Source organism: Mycolicibacterium chubuense (assembly GCF_001044255.1).
Classification (GTDB): domain Bacteria; phylum Actinomycetota; class Actinomycetes; order Mycobacteriales; family Mycobacteriaceae; genus Mycobacterium; species Mycobacterium chubuense.
Window position 1 is genome coordinate 97,887 of sequence record NZ_JYNX01000025.1, and the last position, 25,646, is coordinate 123,532.

Sequence of the window (25,646 nt, forward strand, 5' to 3'; positions counted from 1 at the left end):
TGCGCCGTGTCACGACAGGTCGACGAGCGCCAGCTCGTCGCCGGCCGCGTCGGAGTCCTCCTCGGCCAGCGCTTCCCTCGTGATCTCCAGCAGTGCCGTCGAGTACTGCCGGGCAAAGGATTCCACATCGGTGGGCCCGAGCCGGCGACTGTCGTACCACCAGTCGGTGTGCAGCACGCCGCCGGTCCGGTACACGCGCAACTCCAGCGCGTGCCCGAGGCCGGGCAGTGCGTCGCGGATGGGCATCGCGGTGTCGGCGTCGAAGCGCACCGGCGCGTCCTCGGGCTGCTCGGCGGGCACCTCGGGGATCGTGCCGACGTGAGTGAACAGGATGTCGGCCGAACGCGTCTCCCCCAGCGCCTTCGCCGTCGGCGCGTACAGGTACCGCAGCAGGCCGTACCCGATGCCGTAGTGCGGCACCGCCTTCAGCGTCTCGCGGACGTCCTCCAGCAGCGCCCCCGCACCCGTGTTCTGGGCCGACGCCGCGGTCAGCGCGACCGGATGCAGGGTGGAGAACCACCCCACCGTGCGCTGCAGGTCGACGTCGGGTTTGAGCACCGAGCGGGCACGCCCGCCGACGTCGACCGCCACCGCGCCCTCACCGACCGTCGCTGCAACGGCCCGGCCCAGGGCAGCGAGCAGGATCTCCTCGACCGGCAACCGCAGCCGCCGCCGCGTGTCGTCGATCTCGCCGGTCTCCGCGGCCGACAGCGCCGCCGAGAACCGCACCAGATCGTCGGCGCCCGGCCGCTCGGCCGGTTCCGGCCCGGCCACGCTCACTGTCGCGGCGCGCGCGGTCTGCAGCCAGTAGTCGCGACTGTCCAGCACCGCCGGGTGCGTGGCCAGCCCGGCGCAGCGCTGCGACCATTCCCGCCACGACGTGGGCACCGCGGCCAGCGCGATCTCCTCCCCCGCCATCCGCTGGGAGAACGCGGTGAAGATGTCGGTCAGCAGCACGTCGCGCGACACCCCGTCGTCGCCCGGTCCGCCGGCCACCCCGTGCAGGCTCAGCGCCAGGTAGGACGGGCCGCCCGCGCTCGCGCGCAGGAACGTCGCCGTCAGCGGCGCGGTCAGCAGCTGGTGTTCACGGACCTGCTCGTCGAGCGCGGCCTGCACGGCCTCCCGCTCCTGCGGGCTGCCCGCGGGCACCCCGTCGGGCAGGGCGCGGACGACCAACTCGGTGAACTCGCCGGGCTCGGCGATGTGCTGCTCCCAGACGCCGGCCCGTTCCACGAGGTGCACCCGCAGCGCGTCGTGCACGCCCGTGACCGCGGTGAGCACCGCGCGCACGTCGTCCTCGCCGATGTCGGCCCGCAGCCCCAGGATGACCGGGGTGCGCCAGCGGCCCACGTCGCGCAGGCCGTGCTCGAGGAAGTACGCCACGTTCGGCGGCACCGGCGGGGTGACCACGTCGTCGAGCGAATGCCGGGCCAGCCCGCCCTCGGCGTACCGGGCGGTCAGCACCTTGGCCAGCGACGACACCGTCTGGTTCTCGTAGAGATCCTGCGGGGTGAGGTCCAGGCCGCGGTGGCCCGCGGTCATCGCCACGCTGATCGCGATCAGGGAATCGCCGCCCAGCTCGAAGAAGTTGGCGTTGCGGTCGATGTCGGACAGGCCCAGGCACTGCGCCCAGACCTGCGCCAGTGCGGTCTCCACCGACGACGTGCCGCCCGCGGTGGCCGGCGCCCCCGCGATCCCGGCGGGCGCGGCCGCATCCACGGCGACGCCGTTGGCGCCCGCACCGGCCAGCCACGCCGCGTTGGCGTTGTGCTCGACCCAGTGCCGCTGCTTGGCGAACGGGTAGCCGGGCAGCGTCACCAACTGCGGCTCGCTGTCCGTGCCCTGGTTCCAATCGACGTCCACACCTGCGGCCCACAGCTGGCCGAGCCCGAGCAGGAACGTGTCGGAGTCGCTGCGGTTCTGGGCCTGATGGCGCATCAGCCGCACCGCGCGGTGCCGCTCCGACCAGCGCGGGTGCCGGCCGGCCGACGATGTCAGCGTGCCGCCGGGACCGACCTCGACGAGGACCCGGTCGGGAGCGCTCAGCAGCATGTCGAGCTCGTCGGCGAAGCGCACCGTGGCCCGGATCTGACGGGCCCAGGTGGTCGGGTTGGTGGCCTCGGCCGCCGACATCGTGGTGCCGGTGATGTTGGACAGCAACGGAATTCGCGGCTCGTGCAGCGTCATGCCGGACAGGAACGCGCTGAACTCGGCGACCACGGGATCCATCAGGCGGGAGTGGAACGCGTGCGAGGTGCGCACCCGCCGCGCGGCGATGCCCTTCTCGGCCAGACCGGCCTGGAAGGTGCGGATCGCCTCCTCGCTGCCGGCGACGACGCAGCTGCCCGGATCGTTGATCGTCGCGACGTCCACGTCGCCGGTGAGGTGCTCGGCGATGGCTTCGGGGCTCAGCGGAACCGCGACCATCACGCCGCGCGGCGCGGCGTGCATCAGCTGCGCCCGCTTGGAGACGACCTTGACCGCGGTGTCGAGGTCGAACACGCCCGCGATCGTGGCGGCCGGGTACTCCCCGATGCTGTGGCCCGCCATCACGGCGGGCTCCACACCGTAGGACTGGATCAGCCGGGCCAGCGCGTACTCGACGGTGAACAGCGCCGGCTGGGCGCGATCGGTCTGCTCGAGGTTGCGGCCCACGCCGTCGAAGATCTCGGCGCGCAGGTCATAGCCCATCTCGTCGCTGAAGGCGGTGGCGCACTCGTCGAAGTGACGGGCGAACACCGGCTCGCCGTCGTACAGCCCGCGGGCCATCCCGATGTGCTGGGCGCCCTGGCCCGGAAACAGGAACGCCACCCGGTCGGCCGAGGACTCGGCGTCCGGTACTGCGAGGCCTTCGAAGACGTTGTCGGTCTCGGTCGCCGACAGCACGGTTGCGGCGTTGGCCTGATCGTGCACGACGGCGGCCAGCCGGAACGGGTCCTTGCGGCGCCGCGTCAGCGTGTAGGCGGCGTCGGGCAGGCTGATCTCGTCGCTGACGGCCAGCTCGGCGGCCAGCGCGGCCCGCGACTGCGCGAGCGCCTCCTGGGTGCGGGCCGAGAGCACCAGCACCTGCGGCCGCGCGCTCGGTGTCGGGGCCGGCGCGTTCGGCGCCTCCTCGAGCACGATGTGGGCGTTGGTGCCGCCCACCCCGAACGAGCTGACCCCGGCGCGCCGGATGCCGTCGGACTCCCACGGGCCGTCGGCATTGCGGATCCGGAATGGCCCGCGGTCGATGTGCAGTTCCGGGTTCGGGCTGGTGTAGTGCAGCGTCGCCGGGATCGCCTTGTGCTCCAGGCACAGGATGGCCTTGATCAGCCCGGCGATGCCGGCCGCGGTCTCGAGGTGGCCGATGTTCGACTTCACCGAGCCCAGGTAGCAGGGCGCGCTGCGGGTGTCCTCGGCGAGCTCGAACGCCTGACGCAGGCCCTCGATCTCGATCGGATCGCCCAGCGGGGTGCCGGTGCCGTGCGTCTCGACGTACGTGATCGTGGAGGCGTCGACGCCGGCGATCGCGTGCGCCTCGGCGATGACCTCGGCCTGCCCGAGCGCGTTCGGTGCGGCGTAGGTCATCTTGGTCGCGCCGTCGTTGTTCAGCGCCGAGCCGCGGATCACCGCGTGGATGCGGTCACCGTCGTCGATCGCGTCGGCCAGCGCCTTGAGGACCACCACGCCGACGCCGCTGGCGAAGATCGTGCCGTCCGAGCGGACGTCGAACGGGCGGCACTGCCCGGTCGGCGACACCATCGCGCCCTGCTCGTACCAGTAGCCGACGTGGTGCGGGATGCGCAGCGACGATCCGCCGGCCAGCGCGATGTCGCATTCGCCGTTGAGGATCGACTGGCACGCCAGGTGCACCGCTACCAGCGACGACGAACACGCGGTGGCCACCGACAGGGCCGGGCCGCGGAAGTCGAACTGGTGGGCCACCCGGGTGGCGAGGTGGTCCTTGTCGTTCTGCAGGGACAGGTTGACCATCTCGAAGCTGGCGCCCTGCCCGATCACCATCATCGGGTCGAAGTTCGACATCAGGTTGTGCAGCAGATAGCCACTCGAGCTGCTGGTGCCGAACACACCGACGGTGGACTCCAGGCCCTTGGGGTCGTAGCCGGCGTCTTCGAGGGCGTGGAACACCGCCTGCAGGAACAGCCGGTGCTGCGGGTCGAGCATGCGCGCCGCGTACGGGGTGAACCCGAAGAAGTCCGCGTCGAATTCCTCGATGCCCGGCATCAGCCCCGCGCGCCGGACGTAGCCGCGGTTGGCCAGCGCGCGCTCGGTGACGCCGTTGGCCAGCAGCTCGTCCTCGGACAGGTCGACGATGGACTCCACGCCGGCCCGCAGATTGCGCCAGAACGCCGACACCGACTCGGCCCCCGGGAACTTCCCGGCCATGCCGATGACGGCGATGGCGTTGTCGGGGAGCTCCGCTTGGTTGCTCGTCACGATCGTGGTCCTACTTTCCGCCGCGATGCGGCACGTTGACGCGCGGCGGCACGCTGTTGGGCGCGCTCGCGCAGCGCGTTGGGACGCTCCGCGTCCTCCTGCTCCTCGAGCCCCAGCTGGCGGATCAGATCCACCGCGAGGTCGGTGAGCGTGGCGCCCTGCAACAACAGTGCCACCGGCGGCTCGACGCCGAAATCGCCGCGGATGGTGTTGCGCATGCGCACCGCCATCAGCGAATCGAGACCGAGCTCGGTCAGCGGCTGCGCGACGTCGACCGCGCTGTCGTCGGAGTAGCCCATGATCGCCGAGATGCGGCGGCGCAGCCGGGCCACGACGACGCGGTTGACCTCGCCGGCGTCCATCGTCTTGAGCGCGTCCGCGCCGCCCCAGTCGTCGTCGATGTCGTCGGTCTGCAGCTCGCCGATCAGGTCGGTGAAGAACCCGATCTGATGGATCTCGGGGAACGCCGCGGCGGCACGGTCCAGCCGCAGCCGCGCGATGCCCACCCGGGACAGTCCGGCGGCCAGCACGCCGCCGAGCGCGTCCACACCTTCGGCCGGGCTGATCGGGTCGAGCACCGAGAACCGCAGCGTGCTGGCCAGACCCACGTCGGCCCACTGGCCCCAGTTGATGGCGATCGCGGGCAGTCCCGCCGCCTGCCGCGCGGCCACCAGCCCGTCCACCCAGGCGTTGGCGGCGGCGTAGGCCGCCTGACCGGGTGAACCCAGCAGCGACACGATCGAGCTGAAGCCGACCCACCAGTCCAGGTCCTTGCCGACGGTGGCCTCGTGCAGGCGCAGCGCACCCGTCGCCTTCGGCGCCCAGATCGTGTCCAGGCTCTCGCGGGTGAGGCCGACGAAGATCTCGTCCTCGAGCACCGCGGCCGAGTGGATGACACCGCGCAGCGGCTTACCGGTCTCCTCGGCGGCGGCGACCAGCCGGTCGGCCACCCCCGGGTCGGCGATGTCGCCGGTGACGACCGCGATCTCGGCGCGCTGCGACAGCTCGTCGAGAACGGCCTGCACCTCGTCGGAGGGTCCGCGGCGGCCGTTGAGCACGAGACGTCCCGCGCCGTGGTCGACCAGCCAGGTCACCACGGACATGCCGACGCCGCCCAACGCGCCGGTCACGACATAGGAGCCGTCCCTGCGGACCGTCAGCTGTCCCGGGGTGGCCGGCAGCGCCGCGCGGGAGAGCCGCTCGACGAACCGGGCGCCGCCGCGCCACGCGATCACGTCATCGGCACCGTCGGCTTCGATCTCGGCCGCCAGCGCCCCGGCCGGATCGTCGGCGCCGGTGTCGAGCAGCGTGGTCTTCAGGTCGGGATGCTCGTAGGCCAGCACCCGCACCAGGCCCTTGAGGCTGTTGGCGGCCGGGTTGCCCGGCCCGTCTTCGGCGGCGACGACCAGGCCGCCGCGGGTGACCAGCCACAGCCGCGGCGCCTTGCCGTGCCAGCTGCCCACGATCGCGCGCACCGTACCGGCCACACCCCAGATCACGTCGCGGGCGTGGGCCAGCCCGGCCGCGGCGTCGGCGGCATCGCCGGAGCCGAAGTCGCCGAACACGATGACGCCGGCGGGCGGCAGGTCGGGGTCGGCCGTCGCGGTGGCGAACGCCTCCCGCACGGCCGCCTCGTCGCCGAGGTCGGCGGTGACGACCCGCCGGGTGGCACCGCCGAACCGGGCGGCGAAGTCCTGCGCCGCGGCCAGGCCCGCCGGCCCGTCGGCCAGTGCCAGCCAACTGCCGGTCGGCGACCCCGCAGCCGTCGCCGCCGACTCGACCCACCGGGAGTCGAAGATCTTCTGCGACAACGGAAGTGGGACGGTGCGCCGCTGGACTCGCTTCAGGGTGACGTTGTCGACGCGGGCCAGCACGGTGCCGGTGTCGTCGGTCAGCGTGACCCGGCCGACGGCGTCGCCGGTCTCGGCGACCACGCTGACCAGTTCGGCGCGGCACCGGGCGCGCCGCCCGACCGTCCCGAACACCCGGATCGAGCCGAACGCGACCGGCAGATAGGTGTCCTCGCCGGAGTCGGCGAGCGTGGAGTCGCTCATCGCGGCGGCCAGGCCCTGCAGCGCGGCGTCGAGCATCACCGGATGCAGCGCGATACCCCGGTGCGGCGTCGCCTCGTCGGGCAGCTCGATCTCGGTGTCGGCCGCATCGGTCGACCGCGCGATGCGGGTCAGCGCCGCGAACGCGTGGCCGTGATGGGCGCCGGTGCGGCGCAGCGCGGTGTAGAAGTCGGCCGGGGACACCGGGGTGCCGCCCGCCGTCGGCGTCACCTTCGCCGGCGCCGCCTCGGTGTCTGACCCTGGGCCCGCGTCGACGGCCCGGACGGTGCCGATCGCGTGCCGGGTCCAGCCGCCCGCGTCGGAGCGCGAGTGGATCTCCACCCGCAGCGTGCCGTCGTCGGCGGTGTGCAGCTGCGTGGTGAGCTTCGTGTGCGGGTCGAGCGGCAGCATCTGCTCGACCTCGACCGAGACCTCGACCCCGGTCGCGGGCAGGCCCAGTGCCTCCTGGGCCGCGGCCAGCGCGATCTCGGCGAACCCGGCGCCGGGCATCACCGGCAGGCCGTGCACGATGTGGTCGGCCAGCCACGGGTGCGGCTCGGTGCCGACGTCGGACTGCCAGACGTGGCCGCTGCCCGAGGGCAGTTCCACGTGCAGGCCCAGCAGCGGGTGCGCACCGGTGAACTGCTGACCCGACCCGCGGTCGGACTGCCAGAACGGCACGTGCTGCCAGGCACTCGTCGGCGCGTCCACCACGCGCCCGAACTCGCCGTCGGCGGCCTTGACCGCCGGCGGGCGCACCGCCGCGAGCTGCGCGTGGAAGGCCAGCGTCTCCGGGTGGTCCCGGTTCACGGTCGAGCCGACGTGGAACCGCCGGCTGGTCGACTGCGCGGCGAGGGTGTCGGAGATCGCGTGGCTCAGCAGCGGATGCGGGCTGATCTCGATGAAGTTGCTGTTCTCGGCGGATGCCTCGTGCACGGCCTGGCTGAACCGCACCGGGTTGCGCAGGTTGGCGGCCCAGTAGTCGGCGCTGTACATCGGCTGGGAGCCGGTGTAGGCGACGGTCGAGACCAGCGGGATCTTCGGGGCGGCCGGGCTCAGCGTGGTCAGCGCCTCGCGCAGCTCGGGCAACACCGGGTCGATGGTCGGGTGGTGCGAGGCCACATCCACCTCGACGCGGCGGGCCAGCTTGCCCTGCGCATCGACCTGCGCGACGAGCTCGTCGACCTGATCGGGCGGTCCGGCGATCACCACCTGTTTCGGTGACGCGTACACCGCGATCGTGACGTCGGGACGGTCGGCGATCAGCTTCTCCGCCGCCGCGGGATCGAGTTCGAGCAGCGCCATCGCGCCCTGACCGGACAGCCGCTTCATCAGCCGGGTCCGGGTGGCGATCACGTCGAGGCCCTCGGCGGGCGTGAGCACCCCGGCCACCACCGCAGCCGTCGTCTCCCCCATCGAGTGGCCGATCACCGCGTCGGGTTCCACGCCGTAGGAGCGCCACAGCTCGGTCAGCGCCAGTTGCATGCCGACCAGGACGGGCTGGATGCGGTCGATGCCGACGACCGGCTCACCGGCCTCCAGCGTCTGGCGCAGCGAGAAGCCGACCTTGTCGAGGAACGCCGGCTCGAGCTCGTCGACGGCCTTGGCGAACGCGGGTTCCTCGGCCAGCAGCGCCTTGCCCATGCCGGCCCACTGCGCACCCTGCCCGGAGTACAGGAACACCGTTCCCTTGCCGACCTTGGCGTCGTGCGCGCCGATCACGCCGGGCGCGCTCTGGCCGGCGGCCAGCGCGCGCAGGCCCGTCACGGCCTCGGCGTGGGTGCGGGCGCACACCGTGGCGATGGTCTGGTAGCGGCTGCGGTGGTGGTTGACGGTGAACGCGACATCGGTGAGCGGCACCGCCGCGCCGTCGCCCTCCAGCCAGTCGGCCAGCGCCTTCGCCGACGCGGCGAGGCGGGCCGGGGTCTTGCCGGAGACCACCAGGGTGGTCACGCCGGTTTCCGGCGCGGGCGTGGCCGCCGGGCTCTCCGGTCCCTGCTCCAGCACGATGTGGGCGTTGGTGCCGCTGAAGCCGAACGACGACACCGCCGCGCGGCGCGGGTGGTCGCTGGTGGGCCACTGCTTGGCCTCGGTCGGCACGAACAGCCGCGTCGGCTTCGGGTCGATCTGCGGGTTCCACTTGTCGAAGTGCAGGTTCGGCGCGATCGTGCCGTGCTGCAGCGTCAGCACGGTCTTGATGAACCCGGCCACGCCGGCGGCCGCCTCGAGGTGGCCCATGTTGGTCTTGACGGTGCCCAGCGCGCAGGGCACCTCGCCCTTGCCGTAGATCGCGGCCAGCGCGTCGAACTCGATCGGATCGCCGAGAGCCGTTCCGGTGCCGTGGCATTCGATGTAGTCCACCGTCGACGCCGCGACATCGGCCGACTTCAGCGCCCGGGTGAGGACGTCGCGCTGCGACGGCGCGTTGGGGGCGGTGAGGCCGTTGGAGCGGCCGTCCTGGTTGACGGCCGAGCCGCGCACCACCGCGAGCACACGGTCCCCGTCGCGCACCGCGTCGGTGAGCCGCTTGAGCACCACGACGCCGGCGCCTTCGCCGCGGACGAACCCGTCGGCACGCGAGTCGAACGCATAGCAGTGCCCGTGCGGCGAGAGCATGCCCCACTTGGCCAGCGCCAGTTGGGTTTCCGGGCGCAGGTTGAGGTTCACCCCGCCGGCCAGCGCGAGGTCGCTCTCCCGCATGCGCAGGCTCTGGCAGGCCAGGTGGATCGACACCAGCGACGACGAGCACGCGGTGTCCACGGCCACCGCCGGGCCCTTGAGGCCCAGCAGGTAGGCGATGCGGCCGACGGTCACGCTGTGCGCGTTGCCGGTCGCCGAATACGCGTCGATCGCGTCGGCATTGTCGGGTGAGGCGTTCTGGTACTCACTGTAGTAGACGCCCAGCATCACCGCGGTGCGGGATTCGCCCAGCTGATCGGGGGCGTACCCGGCGTTCTCCAGCGCCTCCCAGGCGACCTCGAGGGCTACCCGCTGCTGCGGATCCATCGACGTCGCCTCACGCGGGGTGATCCCGAAGAAGTCGGCGTCGAAACCCGTCACATCGTCGAGGTAGGCGCCCCACTTGGTGGGCATCCGGCCCGGCGCGCTCAGGTCGGGGTCGTAGAACGCCTCGGCGTCCCACCGGTCGGCGGGCACCTCGGTGACCGCGTCGGTGCCGCTCTCCAGCAGCTTCCAGAAACTGTCGGGTCCGGTGATCCCGCCGGGCAGCCGGCAGCCGATGCCGACGACGGCGATCGGTTCGGCACCGGCGACGCGCGACGCCTTCTCGAACTGTTCGGCCAGCTTGTCGCGCTGCTCGACGGTCATCGCCGAGATCCGGTCGAAGGTGGTCTTCATCAGATGGCGCCCTCACTGCCGGCGTTGGCCGACTCGACGGAAGATTCGATGCTGTCGAACAGGTCGTCGAGGCTGAACTCGTCGTCCTCGGGTTCGGGCTCAGGCTCGGACTCCGGTGCGGCCTGCTGCGTCGGTGCCAGCAGTTCGGCGATGAACTGCGACAGCAGCGAGATCGACGGGTGGTTCCACAGCATCGTCGCGGACAGGTCGATGCGCACGAGCGCCTTGGCGTCGCGCAACAGGTTCATGGCCATCATCGAGTCCAGGCCCAGCTCCGGGAACGGCGAATCGACATCGACCGCGTCCTCGGGCATGCCGAGTTCGCGGGCGAGGATCGCGCGCAGCCGCACCCGCAGCTGCGTGACCGTCTCCGTGCCCGACATCGTCGACCAGTCGACGAATTCGGTTGCCGCCGTTGCTGTCTGGCCTGCACTCGGGGCCGGGGCCGACTCCACCGGGGCGAAGTGCAACCCGCGGATGTCCACCCACACCGCACCGTCGGGCCCGGTGACCAGCGCGTCGACGACCAGTCCGTCGCCGGCGCCCGCCCGCCGGTACACCTCGATCACCGCCGACCCGTCCGCCGCGGCGTCGGCCGCGGCGATGCTCTCGGCGCCCGCGGGCAGCAGCAGTGCCGGGTTGTCAGCGTCGGCGAGCCGGGCCACGTGCACAGCGGCGTCCAGCAGTGCCGCGGCAGGCGTGTCCGTCTCCGTGGGCACGTCGACCGTGCCCCGGGCGCCGGCGGCGGTGGCCGTGGCGTCGGCGACGGTCCAGGAGAACGGCCGGCCCTCCACCCCCCACGCGCGCTGCATCTCCTCGATCGCCGCGGCGTCGAACACCGTCCCGACCGGGCTCTGATCGCCCTGCGGCGCCGCCCCGGGGGCAGCGACCAGCGTGGCCCCGGCGTGCCGGGTCCACTTCTGCTCGGGGGTGTCGGGTCCCGCGCTCGACCACACGCTGAGCGCGTCGCCCGTGGCGACGACGTGGACGACCTTCGGCTGGTCGGCGACGATCGGGTACTCGAAGCGGATGTCCCCGGCGACCTTTCCGTCACCGATGCGGGCGGCCACGGCCGAGAGCGTGTGCAGCACCACCGACACCGGTACCACCTCGACGCCGCGCACGCGGTGCGCGACGGGGTAGGACCGTTCGCCGGGCTGCAGCCGCGCCCGCCACACGTGATCGTGACCGGCCGCCTCGACCGGGTCGCCGAGCACCGTGCCCCACGCGGGTGCCGGCAATGCCGACAGGTCCGCTCCGTCGACCGGACCGCTGACCAGGTGGTCGAGCACCTTGACCGCGGCGCGCATCCGGTACGCATCGGCCAGCCGGGGCCAGTCGGCGCCCGCGAGCACGATCTGCGTGCCGGCGTCGGGGCTGAGCACCGTCGGCAGCATCCGGATCGCGACGTCGTTGGGCATGGGCTCCAACCCGGCCGCCTTCATCTGCGGCTGGGCGTCCGACCATGACTTCCACAGGCCCCAGTCGACGACCGTCGCCGGCAGGCCCAGCGCGCGGCGGGCGTAGGCGAACGCGTCGGCGAAGGCGTTGGCCGCCGTGTAGTGGGCGACCGCGCGGGAACCGAGCAGCCCGGTGATCGACGAGAACAGCACGAACCGGCGTACGGCAGTGGTCAGCGACAGCTTGTGCAGCACCGCCGCGGCGTCGACCTTGGCCCGGAACATCGGCCGCAGGTCGTCGTCGGTCATGTCGGTCAGCAGCGCTTCGCCGCCCGCCAGCGACGCGAGGTACACGCCGTCGAGCGGCGGCAGGTCCGCCCCGAACCGGTCGAACACCGCCGCCATCGACGCCTCGTCGGCGGCGTCCGCGGCGACCTCGACCAGCGTGGTGCCGTGCGGGGCCAGCTCGGCGGCCAGCTCGGCGAGCCCCGTGCCGCGCCGCGACACCGCGACGACCGTCGAGGCGCCCATCTCGGCGAGCTGGCGGATCAGATACGGGCCGACGTTGCCGGTGGCGCCGACCACGAGGTGACTGGTGCCGCCCTCGAGGCGGCTGACCGCCACCGCCGGCAGCGCCGCCGACTCCAGCCTCGGAACGCGCCGTTCGCCGACCCGGTAGACCACCTGGTCGTCGCGGTCGGTGTCCCCCAGCGTCGACGCCTCGGTGCGTAGGTAGGCGCCCAGCAGTTCCGGCGGCAACGTCTCGTCGACGTCGACCAGGCCGCCCCAGAACTCGGGATGTTCCAGCGCCAGCGTGCGGCCCTGGCCCCACAGCACTGCGTGCGCGGGGTTCGCGCGGTCCCCGTCGACGACCGGCTGCGCGTTGCGCGTCACGATGAAAAGCCTTGGTGCCGAACCGGTTCCGGCCAGCGTGACCACGAGGCGGCGCAGCTCGTCGAACACCTGGTAGGCCGCGGCGGCGTCGAAGCGCTGCGCGGGCACCGACGGTGCGTACACGACGACATCCGCTGCGCCGACAGCACTCCGGAGCGCGGCGGGATCGTCCAGCGCGGACAGCGGCAACCCCTGCGCGCCCAGCGCCCTCGCCAGGCCCTCGTCGTCGGAGAGCGCCAGCCAGGAGCCGTCGGCGCGGGCACCGCCGAGCTCGCGCACCGGCCAGCTCAGCCGGTGCATCCACTCGTGGTAGCCGCCCTCGCCGCTCGCCGGCGACACCGCAGAACCGTTGTCCGCAGCCGCCTTTCGCATCGCGGCCGTGTGAATCCAGTGGTGCGAATGGTGCCACGGCGTGGTCGGGATCTGCACCCGCGGGCCTGGCCGCTCGGGCGTCTTCGGGGGACGCGTCGTGTGGGTGGCGTTGAGGTTCGTGCGGAAGGTCAGCGTGTCGTTGGCGTCGCGCTGCAGCGTGGCGATGCTGTGGTGGTGCTGCTCGGCCAGCGTGTCCTTGATCGCGTAGCCCAGCAGCGGGTGCGGGCTGACCTCGACGAACACGGCGTGGTCGGCCCCGGCGGTGGCGACCGCGCGGGCGAACCGCACCGGGTTGCGCAGGTTGGCCACCCAGTGATCGGCGTCGAACACGTTCGACCCGTCGGTGGGGCGCTGATCGGTGGTGACGATCACCGGGATGGCCGGGGCCTTCGGCTGCAGCGTCGCCAGTTCGGTGCGCAGCTCGTCGAGGATCGGATCGATGATCGGGTGGTGCGAGGCCACGTCGACGTCGACGCGGCGGGCCAGCCGGTCCTGCGCGTCGACCACCGCGACCGCGGCGTCGACCTGGTCCGGCGGGCCGGCGATCACGGTCTGGTGCGGGGACGCGTAGACGGCCACCGTCAACCCGTCGTAGCCGGCGATCAGCTCCTCGGCGGCCGCGGCGTCGAGTTCCAGCAGCGCCATCGCGCCCTGCCCGGACAGGCGCTTCATCAGTCGCGACCGGGTGGAGATCACCTTCAGGCCGTCGGCCGGGCTGAGCGCCCCGGCCACCACGGCGGCCGTCACCTCACCCATCGAATGCCCGATCACGGCGTCGGGGACGACGCCGTAGGACCGCCACAGCGCGGTCAGCGCCAGCTGCACGCCGACCAGCACCGGCTGGATGCGGTCGATGCCGACCACGGTCTCCCCCGAGGCCAGCACGTCACGCAGCGAGAACCCGGCCTGCGCCACGAAGTCGGGCTCCAGCTCGTCGACCGCCGCGGCGAACGCGGGCTCGTCGGCCAGCAGCCGGCGGCCCATGCCCGCCCACTGCGAGCCCTGCCCCGAGTACAGGAACACCGTGCCGGAACCGCAGGCGCCGTCGTGCACGGGCACCACGCCCGGCGCCGGGTAACCCCCGGCGACCGCCCGCAGCCCGGCGACCGCCTGGTCGCGGTCGGTGGCGGCGACGGTGGCGAACCGCGGGTGCTGGGCGCGGCGGTGATTGAGCGTCTCGGCGACGTCGGCCAGGCTGACCGACGCGGCGTCCGGGCTCTGCAGCCAGTCGGCCAGCGCACCGGCCAGCGACGCGACGCGGGCCGGGGTCTTGCCGGTGACCACCAGTGTGCTCACCGCCGGTTCCGGTTGCGCCGCGGGGGTTTTCGCAGGATCGGGCTCGGGGGCCTGCTCGAGGACGATGTGGGCGTTGGTGCCGCTGACCCCGAACGACGACACCGCGGCGCGGCGCGGACGGTCGTGGGCCGGCCAGTCCATCGGCTCGGCGACGATGTGGAACTTCGACGCGCCCTCGGAGGCCTGCGGGGTCAGCGTCGTGAAGTGCAGCTGCCGGGGGATGTGGCCGTGCTGAAGGCTCAGCGCGGTCTTGATGAAACCGGTGACGCCCGCCGCGGACTCCAGGTGCCCGAGGTTCGTCTTGACCGACCCGAGCACCAGCGGCGCGGAATCCTTGCGGTCGCCGTACACGGCGGCCAGCGCGTCGAGCTCGATGGGATCGCCCAGCCCGGTGCCGGTGCCGTGCGCCTCGATGTAGTCGATGTCCGACGGGGCCAGCCGCGCGTTGGCCAGCGCGGTGCGCATCAGCTCCTGCTGGGCGGGGCCGTTGGGGACGGTCTGGCCGCTGCTGGCGCCGTCCTGGTTGACCGCCGAGCCGCGCACGACCGCGAGCACGCGGTCCCCGTCGCGCAGCGCGTCGGTGAGGCGCTTGAGCACCACGACGCCGCAGCCCTCGCTGCGGACGTAGCCGTCGGCGTCGGCGTCGAACGTCGCGCACCGGCCGGTCGGCGACAGCATGCCCCACCGCGAGCAGGCGATGTTGTTCTCCGGGCTCAGGATCAGGTTCACCCCGGCGGCCAGCGCGTGGTCGCTCTCGCCGCGGCGCAGGCTCTGGCAGGCCAGGTGGATCGACACCAGCGACGACGAGCACGCGGTGTCGCTGACCACCGCGGGACCCCGCACGCCGAGGAAGTAGGACAGCCGACCGGCCGCGAAGTTCGGCGCGTTGCCGAACGGGATGTAGGGGTCGATCTCCTCGGGCTCGAGCTTGCCGATCACCGAGCGGAAGTAGTCATTGGCGGTCAGACCGACGAACACGCCGGTCGACGAGCCGCGCAGCGACCGCGGGCTGATGTTGGCGTCCTCGAGCGCCTCCACCGCCACCTCCATCAGCAGCCGCTGCTGGGGGTCCATGCCGGCGGCCTCGCGCGGGGAGATCGAGAAGAACTCCGCGTCGAACTCGTCGGGCTGCCAGGTGGTCAGGAACCCGCCCTCGCGGTTGACGATGGTGCCGGGCACGCTGTGGTCGGGCGAGTAGAACTCGTCGGCGTCCCAGCGGTCGGCAGGCACCCTGATGACGCCGTTGCCGCCGTCGAGCAGCAACTGCCAGAACTGCGACGCGTTGTCGACGCCGCCAGGCAGCCGCGCGCCGATGCCGACGACGGCGATCGGCTCGGTCTCGGCCTTCTCGGCGGCCGCCAGCTTCGCGCTCAGATCGTCGATCTTGCGCAGGGCCTCGGTGATGATCGCCCGGCGATCCGGCGAAGCAGGCGACGCTTGGGTCATCTCAGTCAACTCAATCTTTCTGAAAGTCTGGCAAGCAGTTCGTCCTCGGCCAGGTCGTCGTAGGCGTCCGCGGCCTCGTCCGAGCCGTCACCGCCCTCGCCCGCCACGACCTCGTCGTCGTGACCGGCGGTCTCGATTATCTCAGGCAGGACCGACGCCAGATAATCGGTGAGCGCCTCGATGGTCGGGTAGTCGAACACCACCGAGGCGGGCAGGACCTCCCCAAGGCTTTCGCTCAGAGAACGCTGCAACGTTACGCTCATCAGCGAATCCATGCCGAACTGGAAGAACCCGACGCTCGGATCCAGCGTGTGCGCCGAGGCCAGCCCCATCGCCGCGGCGACCTGGGCAGCGACATGGTCGGCCAGCAAATCTCTGCGGCGCGCCGGGTCGGCGGCACGCAGCTCACCACGGAACGGGGTGTCCCCCGTCAACGCGGCCTGCGGGCCCGCGTCCTCGGCGAGCAGGTCGTCGAGGATGTGCAGCTGGGCGCGGGTGTGGTACGCGGCGGCCAGCCGGGGCCAGTCCGCGGCCACCACAGTGGCGCGCGCCGGCGCCCCCGGCCCGACGAACAGGCGCATCGCCTCGATCGCGGTGTCGTCGTCCATCGGCTCCAGGCCCGACTCGGCCGTCGCCTGCTTCTCGAAGCCCTCCTGCACGTCGGCGAGCGACTTCCACAGACCCCAGTTGATCGCGGTGGCCGGCAGGCCGGCCGCGCGCCGGGCGAACGCGAACGTGTCCAGGAACGTCGTCGTCGCCGCGTAATGGGCCAGCCAGCGGGAGCCGAGCACACCGGAGATCGACGAGAACAGCACGAACTGCTCGACCGGGTGCCCCAGCGACAGCGTGTGCAGCAGCGCGGCGGCGTCCATCTTGGAGCGGAACATCGCGACGACGTCGTCGTGCGTCGTCTCCGCCAGCGTCACCGGTCCCCCGCTCATCGCGGCGAGGTAGATCCCGCCCAGCGGCGGCAGGTCGGTGCCGAACCGGTCGAACAGCGCGCGCAGGGCCGCCTCGTCGGAGGCGTCGGCGGCCGCGGTGACAACCGTCGTGCCGGTCGCCGCGAGCCGTGCGGTCAGCTCGTCGAGCCGGCCGCCGGGGTTCCGGGACACGGCCACCACGGTTTTCGCTCCCATCGCGGCGAGCTGCTCGATCAGCCGGGGCCCGATGTTGCCGGTGGCGCCGATCACCAGGTGCGCCCGATTCGGATCCAGTACGGCGGTGCCGGCGGCCGTGGGCGGCTGGTGCACCAGCCGGGCCACCCGGCGCTCGCCCGCCCGGTACACGACCTGGTCCTCGCCGTCCCCGGCGTGCGCCTCGGCCAGCACCCAGCGGGCCGTCACCGGCGCCGGAACCGACGCGTCGACGTCCACGAGGCCGCCCCAGATCTCGGGATGCTCCAGGGCCAGCGTGCGGCCCAGTCCCCACAGCACCGCCTGGGCCGGGTTGGCCCGGTCCCCCTCGCTGACGGGCTGGGCGTTGCGGGTCAGCAGGTACAGCGCGGGCGGCGCCGGGCTCGCCGCGGCTGCCGAGGCGATCGCGCGGCCGGCCTCGAACAGTTCGTAGCCCAGCTCGTCGCCGTCGCGCTCGTCCGGGGCGTAGAGCACATGGGTTGCCGCGGCCACCGCGTCGGAGAGTCCGTCGTCGCCGGCGGCCAGCGTGCTCACCGGGCCGCCCAGCAGGCGGGCCATCGCCTCGCCGATCCGGGCGTCGCCGACGACCAGCCATGTGCCGTGCGATGGGGCCGAATCCTGCTGTCCAGCAAGGGTTTTCACCGGCCAGGTCAGTGCGCAGAACCACTCGGCCGGCACCGTGGTGTCGGCGGGAACCGTGGCGGGGCGGCCCTCGGCGACCCGGCGCGTCGGCCGGACGTCGACCCAGTGCCGGGTGCGGTGCCACGGCGTGGCGGGCAGCACCACGTGCGGCTCGCCGTGGTGCGGGGTCTGCGGCGGGCGGGTGGTGTGCGTGGCGTTGAGGTGGGTGTGGAACGTGACGGTGTCGTCGGCGTCGCGGGCCAGTGTGCCGAGCGAGTGGACGTCGGCCTGCTCGGCCAGCGTGGCGGCGATCGGCTGCCCCAGCGTGGCGTGCGGGCTGACCTCGATGAAGGTGCCGTGATCGGCGGCCGCGGCGGCGACGGCCCGGCTGAACTGCACCGGCCGCCGCACGTTGGCCACCCAGTAGTCGGCGTCCAGCGTCGGCGTCTCGGCGGGGTCGGTGACCGTGGACAGGAACCGCACGGTCGGAGCGCCCGCGTCGATGTCGGCCAGCGCCGCGCGGATGTCGGGCAGCACCGGGTCCATCAGTGCGGTGTGGGAGGCGACCTCCATGTTGACCCGGCGGGCGAACGCGTTCTGCGCGGTGACGGCGGCGATGACGGCGTCCACCTCGTCGGGCAGGCCGGCGACCACTGTCTGGCGCGGCGACAGGTACCCGGCGATCTCGACGCTCGGGTGGCCGGCGATCTGGGCGGCGGCGGCGTGCTCGTCGAGCGCCAGCAGGGCGACGGCGCCCTGCCCGGCCAGCCGGGACATGATGCGTGAGCGGTGGGCGATGACCTTCAGGCCGTCGGCCAGGCTCAGCGCGCCGGCCACCACGGCCGCGGTGACCTCGCCCATCGAGTGGCCGATCACCGCGTCGGGGTGCACGCCGTAGGAACGCCACAGCTCGGTCAGGGCCAGCTGCAGGCCCATCAGCACGGGCTGCACCTCGGCGTCGCCGCTGACCGGCCGGCCCTCGGCAAGGATGTCGTGCAGCGAGAAGCCGACCTGTTCGACGAACACCGGCTCGATCTCGGCCACCGCCGCGGCGAACGCGGGCTCGTCGGCCAACAGCTGCCGGCCCATGCCCGCCCACTGCGAACCCTGCCCCGAGAACACGAAGACGGTTCCCGNGCCGACCTGGTCGACGAACACCGGCTCGATCTCGGCCACCGCCGCGGCGAACGCGGGCTCGTCGGCCAACAGCTGCCGGCCCATGCCCGCCCACTGCGAACCCTGCCCCGAGAACACGAAGACGGTTCCCGGCTTCGGCGCGACCGCGCCCGCGGGCACGACCCCGGGCGCCGACCGGCCGGCGGCCAGCGCCTGCAGACCCTCGACGGCGTGAGCCCGGTCGCGGGCGACGACCGTGCCGAACGTGGCGTGCTGAGAGCGGTGGTGGTTGAGCGTGTGCGCGACGTCGCTGAGCGTGGCCTCGGCGCCGGGGCCGGTCATCCACTCGGCGAGCATCGCGGCCTGCGACGCGATGCGCTCCGGCGTGCGGCCCGACACCACCAGCGTCGTCACGGCGGGCTCGGCCGGCGTGTCGGCCGGGACGGCCACCGGCGGCTGCTCGATGACGACGTGGGCGTTGGTGCCGCCGAAGCCGAACGACGAGATGCCGGCGCGGCGCGGCCGCCCGGCCGGCGCCCACTCGGTGTGCTCGTCGACCACGCGCAACCGCAGCTTGTCGAACGGGATGTGCGGGTTGGGGTTCTCGTACCCGCGGTTGGCGGGAATCGTGTTGTGCTGCAACGCCAGCACGGCCTTGGCGAACCCGGCGATACCGGCGGCCGCCTCGAGGTGCCCGAGGTTCGATTTCACCGCACCCAGCAGCAGCGGGCGCTCCGCGGGCCGGCCCTTGCCCAGTACGGTGCCCAGAGCGCGGGCCTCGATCGGATCGCCCAGCAGCGTGCCGGTGCCGTGCGCCTCGACGTAGTCCACCTCGCGGGGGTCCACTCCGGCCGCCGCGTAGGCGGCCCGCAGCACCGCCATCTGCGCTGACGGGTTGGGCGCCATCAGGCCGTTGGAGCGGCCGTCCTGGTTGACCGCCGAACCGCGGATCACCGCGAGGATGCGGTCGCCGTCGCGTTGGGCGTCGGACAGCCGCTTGAGCACCGCCACGCCGCAGCCCTCGCCGCGGACGAACCCGTCGGCGGCGGCGTCGAAGGCATGGCACTGGCCGGTCTTCGACATCGCGTCGGCTTGGTCCAGGCTGCGCGTGCCGGCCGGGGACAGCAGCAGGTTCACCCCCGCGGCCAGCGCCACATCGGAGTCGCCGGTGCGCAGGCTCTGGCAGGCCAGATGGATCGCCACCAGAGACGACGAGCACGCGGTGTCGATGGTCACCGACGGCCCGCGGAAGTCGAAGAAGTAGGACACCCGGTTGGCGATGATGCTGATCGAGCCGCCGGTGCCGTACCAGGCGTCCACCTGGCTGAGATCCGACGCGCCGAGCTGGGCGTAATCCCCCGCGCTGGCGCCGGCGAACACGCCGGTGCGTGTCTCGGCGAGCGCGTCGGCGGGGATGCCGGCGTTCTCCAGCGCCTCGTGCACCACCTCGAGCAGCAGCCGCTGCTGCGGATCCATCCGCATCGCCTCGCGCGGGATCACCTCGAAGTACTCGGCGTCGAACGCGTCGACGTCGCGCAGGTAGGAGCCCCAGCGGGTGGTGCCCGCCAGCGCCGCCGCACCCTCGGCGGTGCCGTCGTCGAACGGGGCCCACCGGTCGGCGGGCACCTCGACCACCGACGAGCGGCCCTCGGTCAGGAAGTCCCAGAACGCGTCCGGGCCCTCGATGTTGCCGTCGAGATCCGCGCCGCCGGGCAGCCGCAACCCCAGCCCGACGACCGCGACCGGCTCGTCGGCCGACCCCGACCGGCCCGCGGCCGCCCCGACCGGAGTGTCGACAGGCTCGACCTCACCGCCGGTCAGGAACCGGGCCAGCGCGTCGACCGTCGGGTACTGCCAGAAGTCGACCGGCGACACCGGGCGGCCCAGGTACTCCGACAGCACCCCGGTCAGCACCACGGCGTCGCGCGAGCCCACGCCGAGGTCGTGCATCGACGCCCCTCGAGCGATCTGCTCAGGACTGCAACCGTTGTTCGTGACCAGATAGTCGGTGAGCCAGCGACGAACAGCAGCCTCGTCGAAAGCTGAGGTCATCTAGTGGCGTCCAACCGGGTGAAGGCACCCTCGAGGTACAGGTCCTTGCTCATCGCGCGGCGCACCTTGCCGCTCGTGGTCAGCGGCAGCGAGCCCGGCGGTACCAGCGCGAAGTCCGACAGCCGCACGCTGTGCGTCATCGACACCGCTGAGGTGACCTGCTGGGTGACCGCCTCCAGCTCCGCCGGATCGACCTGCTTCTTCAGCTCGGCGATCACCACCAGCCGCTCGCTGGCGTCGTCGTCGACCGAGATCGCGGCCACCCGGCCGCCGGTGAACTCGGCCACGGTGCCCTCGATGTCGTCCGGGTAGTGGTTGCGCCCGTCGACGATCAGCAGGTCCTTGATCCGGCCGACGAGGTAGAGCTCGTCGTCGAACAGCACCCCGAGGTCACCGGTGCGCAGCCATGGGCCCTTGGGCGTGCCGGCGGTCGGCTCGGCCAGCTGGCCGGCGAAGTGCTTCTGCGTCAGCTCGGGGTTCTGGTAGTAGCCGCCGGCGACGTGCTCGCCGTGCAGCCACACCTCGCCGATCTTGCCGGCCGGGTTCTCGGTGAGGGTCTCCGGATCCACCACCCGCACGGTCGTGGTGCGCGGCCGGCCCAGCCCGATCTGCTCGGTGCCGCTGTTGTCGTCGTCGCAGCGCTCCGCGTGCCCGGCCGCCAGCTTCTCGTAGTCGAAGCGCACCGACGTCGGCGGCCGCCCGCCCGCGGAGGCGACCACGTACACCGTCGCCTCGGCCAGCCCGTAGGAGGGACGCATCGCCGAATCGGGCAGCCCGAACGCGGCGAAGCGCTCGTTGAAGCGGCGCACCGTCGTGCCGTGCACGCGCTCGGCGCCGTTGATCATCACGGCCACACCGCTCAGATCCTTGCCGGCCATGTCCTCGTCGCTGGTGCGCTTGACGGCCAGCTCGAACGCGAAGTTCGGCGCCGCGGTGAACGCGCCCGGATGCGAGCCCAGCAGCTGCATCCAGCGGGCGGGCTTCTGCATGAACGCGATCGGGCTCATCAGCGCGCCCGGCCGGCCCAGCATGATCGGGATGAACACCCCGACGATCAGGCCCATGTCGTGGTAGAAGGGCAGCCACGACACCACGGTGGTGTCCTCGGGCGCGGCGCCGTCGGGGAACGTCTCGTAGTAGTCGGTGAGCAGCTCCACGACGTTGAGTAGCACGTTGCGGTGGCTGACCACGACCCCGGCGGGCAGCCGGGTCGAACCCGACGTGTACTGCAGGTAGGCGGTCTTCGGCAGGGACACCGGCGCGGCGGGCCGCAGCGGCGAGTCGAAGTCCAGGGTGTCGACCTCGATGAACTTCGGCGGGCGCTGGCGGGAGTCGAGCTGGCCGTAGCGGCGGATGTCGTCGACGACCGCCGAGGTGGTCAGCACCGCGACCGGCTGGGAGTCCTTCATCGCCCCGGTGACGCGCTCGTCGTGCTGACGCAGCTGCGGCATGGTCAACGGCACGGCGATGAAGCCGGCCTCGATCGCGCCGAGGAACCCGATGATGTACTCGAGGCTCTGCGGGGCCAGGATCACCGCGCGGTCGCCGGGCGATCCCAGCGTGGCGAGCTTCGCGGCGACGACGCGGACCCGGTGGTGCAGCTCGGACCACGTCAGGCTGTCGGTGATGCCGGCCGGATCCGACTCGTAGTCGACGAACGTGTACGCGGTGTCCTCGGGCTGCTGCCGGGCACGGTCAGCCAGGAGCGCGGGAATGGTCGTCACGGTGGGCGCCGTCAGTGCTGGCATCAGTGTTCCTTTCTAGAACTCCCGACATAACTCCTGACATCGTCTAACGCGTCAGGTCGATCCGAGAAATCCTGGGTGGTTCGTCGCATCGATCCCCCGGCCGGTTCAGTTCGATTCGACGCTGTCGAACAGCGAGTCGAGCAGGCTGTCCCCCTCGTCGTCGGCCCCCTCGTCGTCGCCGCCGACGTCCATGTCGGGCACCAGCTGCTGAGCGAGGTAGGTCGCGAACGAGTCGACCGTCGGGTGGTTGAACAGCATCGTCGCCGACAACTCCAGCCCGACCAGGCGTTCGATCTCGCGCCGGATCGACATCGCCATCACCGAGTTCAGACCCATCTCGGCGAACGGCCGATCGGTGGCCACGTCGTCCTCGGGCAGCCGCAACTCGGTCGCGAGGATGCCGCGCAGCCCGGTGCGCAGTTCGGCGAGCAGCTCCTCGGCGCTCATCGCCGACCAGTTGCGCGTCGGCGCCGCGGGCCGGTGCGCGTCGGAGGCGACGGCCGCGGCGTCCTCGGCGGACTGCATCGGCGCCATCACGACCTGGTCGACGTCGAATCGGGTGACGTGGTCCCACGCGGCGAACGCCTCGCTCGCCCCGACCGGCCGTGACCCGACCCGCTCGAGTTCGGCCTCGACGACCTGGGCTTCGCCGCCGAAGCCCAGACCGCGCCAGGCCACCCAGTCCAGGCTGACGGTGTTGTCGCCGCGGGCGTGCCGGGACCGCGCGAGCGCGTCGAGGTAGGCGTTGCCCGCCGCGTAGGCGCCCTGACCGGGGATGCCGAACACGGCGCCGGCCGACGCGGCGAGATACAGGAAGTCCAGGCTGCCGGGCGGGAACAGCGCGTCGAGCACCCGCGCGCCGGCGATCTTCGGCCACACCGTGCGATGCACGCGGTCGGCCTCGATCTCGGTGAGCAGCTGCGCCTCGGTCATGCCCGCGGCGTGGATGACGCCGCGGATCGGGGGTGCGCCGTCGGCGTCGCGCCGCTCCAGGACGGCGGCGACCGCGTCGCGGTCGGCGATGTCCACCGCCACCGTGTCGACGCTGACGCCGCGCAGTTCCAGCGCGCGGATCGCGGCGACCCGGGCCCGGACGTCCGGGTNATGTCCACCGCCACCGTGTCGACGCTGACGCCGCGCAGTTCCAGCGCGCGGATCGCGGCGACCCGGGCCCGGACGTCCGGGTCCGAGGCGGCGTCCCAGTCGCGCCGCGGCGGCAGCGCGGTGCGGCCGGCCAGCACGAGGCGCCGCGCGCCCCGGTCGGCGAGCCAGTCGGCCATCAGCAGGCCGAGCACGCCCAGCCCGCCGGTGATCAGGTAGGCCGCGTCGGGCCGGCAGCGCAGCGTCTCGCGCACCGGCTCCTCGCTGATCTCGGCCAGCGTCGAGGTGCGCAGCTGTCCGTCGCGCCAGACGGCCACCGACTTGACCGGCGTCGCCAGCACGTCGACCAGTGCGGACAGCTCCAGGTCGGCGTTCTCGGGCAGGTCCACCAGACCGCCCCACAGCTGCGGCTGCTCGGCACCGACCACACCGGCCACGCCCCACAGGCAGCTCTGACTCAGCGCCGCATCCGACGCCGCCTCGTACACCCCGCGGGTGAGGATCCACAGCGTCGCCGGTTCGCGCGGCCCGCGGTCTGAGAGCGTGCCGACGAGCTCGGACACCTCGGTGGTGAGGCGGACCGCGGTCTCCTGGTCGGACTGCGCCGAGGCGTCCGGCTCGGCCACGTAGATCACGTGCCGGGCGTCGGCCACCTCGGCGGCGTCGACCAGCGCGCGCAGCCCGGTGGCGACCTCACCGGTGCCGACGACAGCGACCGTGCCGAGCGCGGAGTGCGCGGCCTCGGCGGTCCGGGGCTGCCAGTCCAGCCGGTGCGCGATGCGCCGGGGTGGGGCATCGGGCTCGGCAGCGTCGGCCGCCTCGACCGGCGTGTACCGCAGTCCGCGCAGCTCGGCGATCGGGCTGCCGTCCTCGGCGGTGACCGAGATATCGACGACGAGCGCGTCGTCGTCGCGGCCCCGGCTGCGGGTCACGATCGTGCCGCGCGCCCTGGGCTGCGTCGCTGCGAACACCACGACGTCGGCCGAGGAGGGCACCATCAGCCCGGGGCTCGACGCGTCGACCAGACGGCCCAGGTTGACCGCCGCGTCGAGCGCCGCGGCCAGCGGTGCGTCGGGAGCGTCGGCGAACGTCACGTCGGTGCGCGACTCCCCGCGACCGCCGGTGTGCGCCTCCACGGTCCAGGGATAGGCCAGCCCGTCGATGCCCCACGCGGTGTGCAGTTCTGCCAGCGCGGCGGGGTCGTACCCCGATGCGTCGGTCGCCGCCGGTGCGGCGGGGCCGACCGCGTCGCGGCTGATGCGCGCGGTGACGTGCCGCACCCAGTGCCGGTCCTCGGTCTCCTCGCCGGTGGCCGACGAGATGGTCACGGTGTCGGCGTCGGCGTACACCTGCACGACGCGGGGGGCGTCGACGGCGATCGGGAACGCGAAGCGCACGTCGGCGACCGCCGTGGCCCCGGCGTGCGCCGCGGCCAGAGCGAGCGTCTGCAGCAGCACCGACAGCGGAACGATCTCCACCCCGGCGAAGCGGTGGGCGTGCGGGTACGGCTTGGCCTGCGGGCTGAGCCGGGCCTGCCACAGATGGCCGGGCTGCGGACCCGCCACCGGGGTGTGCGCGCCCAGCACGGTGCCCGGCCGCGGGGCGGACGCGCCGGAGGACACCGGTTTGCGGATCGCCCAGTGGTGGGTGCGGTGCCACGGCGTGGCGGGCAGGTCGAGCAGCGGCCCGCCCTGATGCTCCGGGTGGACGGTCTCCGGGGCGTGGGTGGTGTGCGTCGCGTTGAGCGTGGTGTGGAACGACAGCGTGTCGTCGCCGTCCTTGACCAGCGTGCCGAGGCTGTGGTGGTGGCCGGTGCCCAGCGTGTCCGCGACCGCGTAGGTCAGGATCGGGTTGGCGCTGACCTCGATGAACGTGCCGATCTCCTGCGCCGCCGCGGCGACGGCCTGGCTGAACCTGACCGGCTGCCGCACGTTGGCCACCCAGTAGTCGGCGTCGAGCACCGGCTCCTCGGCGTCGACGACCGTGGACAGGAACGGGATCGTCGGCGTGCGCGGGGTGATCCCGGCGAACGCCGCGCGCAGGTCGTCGAGCACCGGGTCCATCAGCGCGGTGTGGGAGGCGACCTCCATGTTGACCCGGCGCGCGAAGCGGTCCTGGGCGCCGACCGCGGCGATGACGGCGTCCACCTCGTCGGGCAGGCCGGCGACCACGGTCTGGCGCGGCGACACGTAGCCCGCGACTTCGACGCTGGGATAGTCGGCGACGAACGCCTCGGCCGCGTCGGGCGCCAGCTCCACGAGCCCGACGGCGCCCTGCCCGGCCAGCCGGGACATGATGCGCGAGCGGTGGGCGATGACCTTCAGGCCGTCGGCCAGGCTCAGCGCACCGGCCACCACGGCGGCGGTGACCTCGCCCATCGAGTGGCCGATCACCGCGTCGGGGTGCACGCCGTAGGAGCGCCACAGCTCGGTCAGGGCCAGCTGCAGGCCCATCAGCACGGGCTGCACCTCGGCGTCGCCGCTGACCGGGCGGCCCTCGGCGAGGATGTCGTGCAGCGAGAAGCCGACCTGGTCGACGAACACCGGCTCGATCTCGGCCACCGCCGCGGCGAACGCGGGCTCGTCGGCCAACAGCTGCCGGCCCATGCCCGCCCACTGCGAA

At 72.8% G+C, this 25,646-nt stretch carries 6 protein-coding genes and 2 pseudogenes; all 8 read right to left on the bottom strand.

The genetic code is table 11. The annotated features are described in order from the left end of the window. Nucleotides 1-9: 9 nt before the first annotated feature. The gene (locus MCHUDSM44219_RS06775; protein ID WP_413783587.1) at nt 10-4,437 is read right to left on the bottom strand and encodes a type I polyketide synthase; all 4,428 of its coding nucleotides are present in this window, start codon (nt 4,435-4,437) and stop codon (nt 10-12) included. Then, nucleotides 4,434-9,845, bottom strand: a complete 5,412-nt coding sequence (locus MCHUDSM44219_RS06780) for a type I polyketide synthase (RefSeq protein WP_048417471.1) — start codon at nt 9,843-9,845, stop codon at nt 4,434-4,436. The genes MCHUDSM44219_RS06775 and MCHUDSM44219_RS06780 overlap by 4 nt, the downstream gene beginning before the upstream one ends. Beyond that, the gene (locus tag MCHUDSM44219_RS06785) at nt 9,845-15,253 is read right to left on the bottom strand and encodes a type I polyketide synthase (RefSeq protein ID WP_048417472.1); all 5,409 of its coding nucleotides are present in this window, start codon (nt 15,251-15,253) and stop codon (nt 9,845-9,847) included. Before MCHUDSM44219_RS06785 ends, MCHUDSM44219_RS06780 begins: the two co-directional genes overlap by 1 nt. Nucleotides 15,254-15,258: 5 nt before the next feature. Continuing rightward, on the bottom strand, nt 15,259-18,143 hold a 2,885-nt coding region (locus tag MCHUDSM44219_RS30740), incomplete at its 5' end, for a type I polyketide synthase (protein ID WP_236695377.1). A gap of 1 nt (nt 18,144) precedes the next feature. Beyond that, nucleotides 18,145-20,175, bottom strand: a pseudogene (locus MCHUDSM44219_RS30745) (type I polyketide synthase); the annotation flags it as partial. After that, on the bottom strand, nt 20,172-21,923 hold the full coding sequence (locus tag MCHUDSM44219_RS06795) for an AMP-binding protein (RefSeq protein ID WP_048417474.1): 1,752 nt from the start codon (nt 21,921-21,923) through the stop codon (nt 20,172-20,174). The pseudogene MCHUDSM44219_RS30745 and the gene MCHUDSM44219_RS06795, both read right to left, overlap by 4 nt. A 105-nt stretch (nt 21,924-22,028) precedes the next feature. Next, nucleotides 22,029-23,026: beta-ketoacyl reductase (locus MCHUDSM44219_RS30750; RefSeq protein ID WP_236695378.1), on the bottom strand; the 998-nt coding region annotated here is incomplete at its 5' end. Between the two features lies 1 nt (nt 23,027). Next, nucleotides 23,028-25,646, bottom strand: a pseudogene (locus MCHUDSM44219_RS30755) (acyltransferase domain-containing protein); the annotation flags it as partial.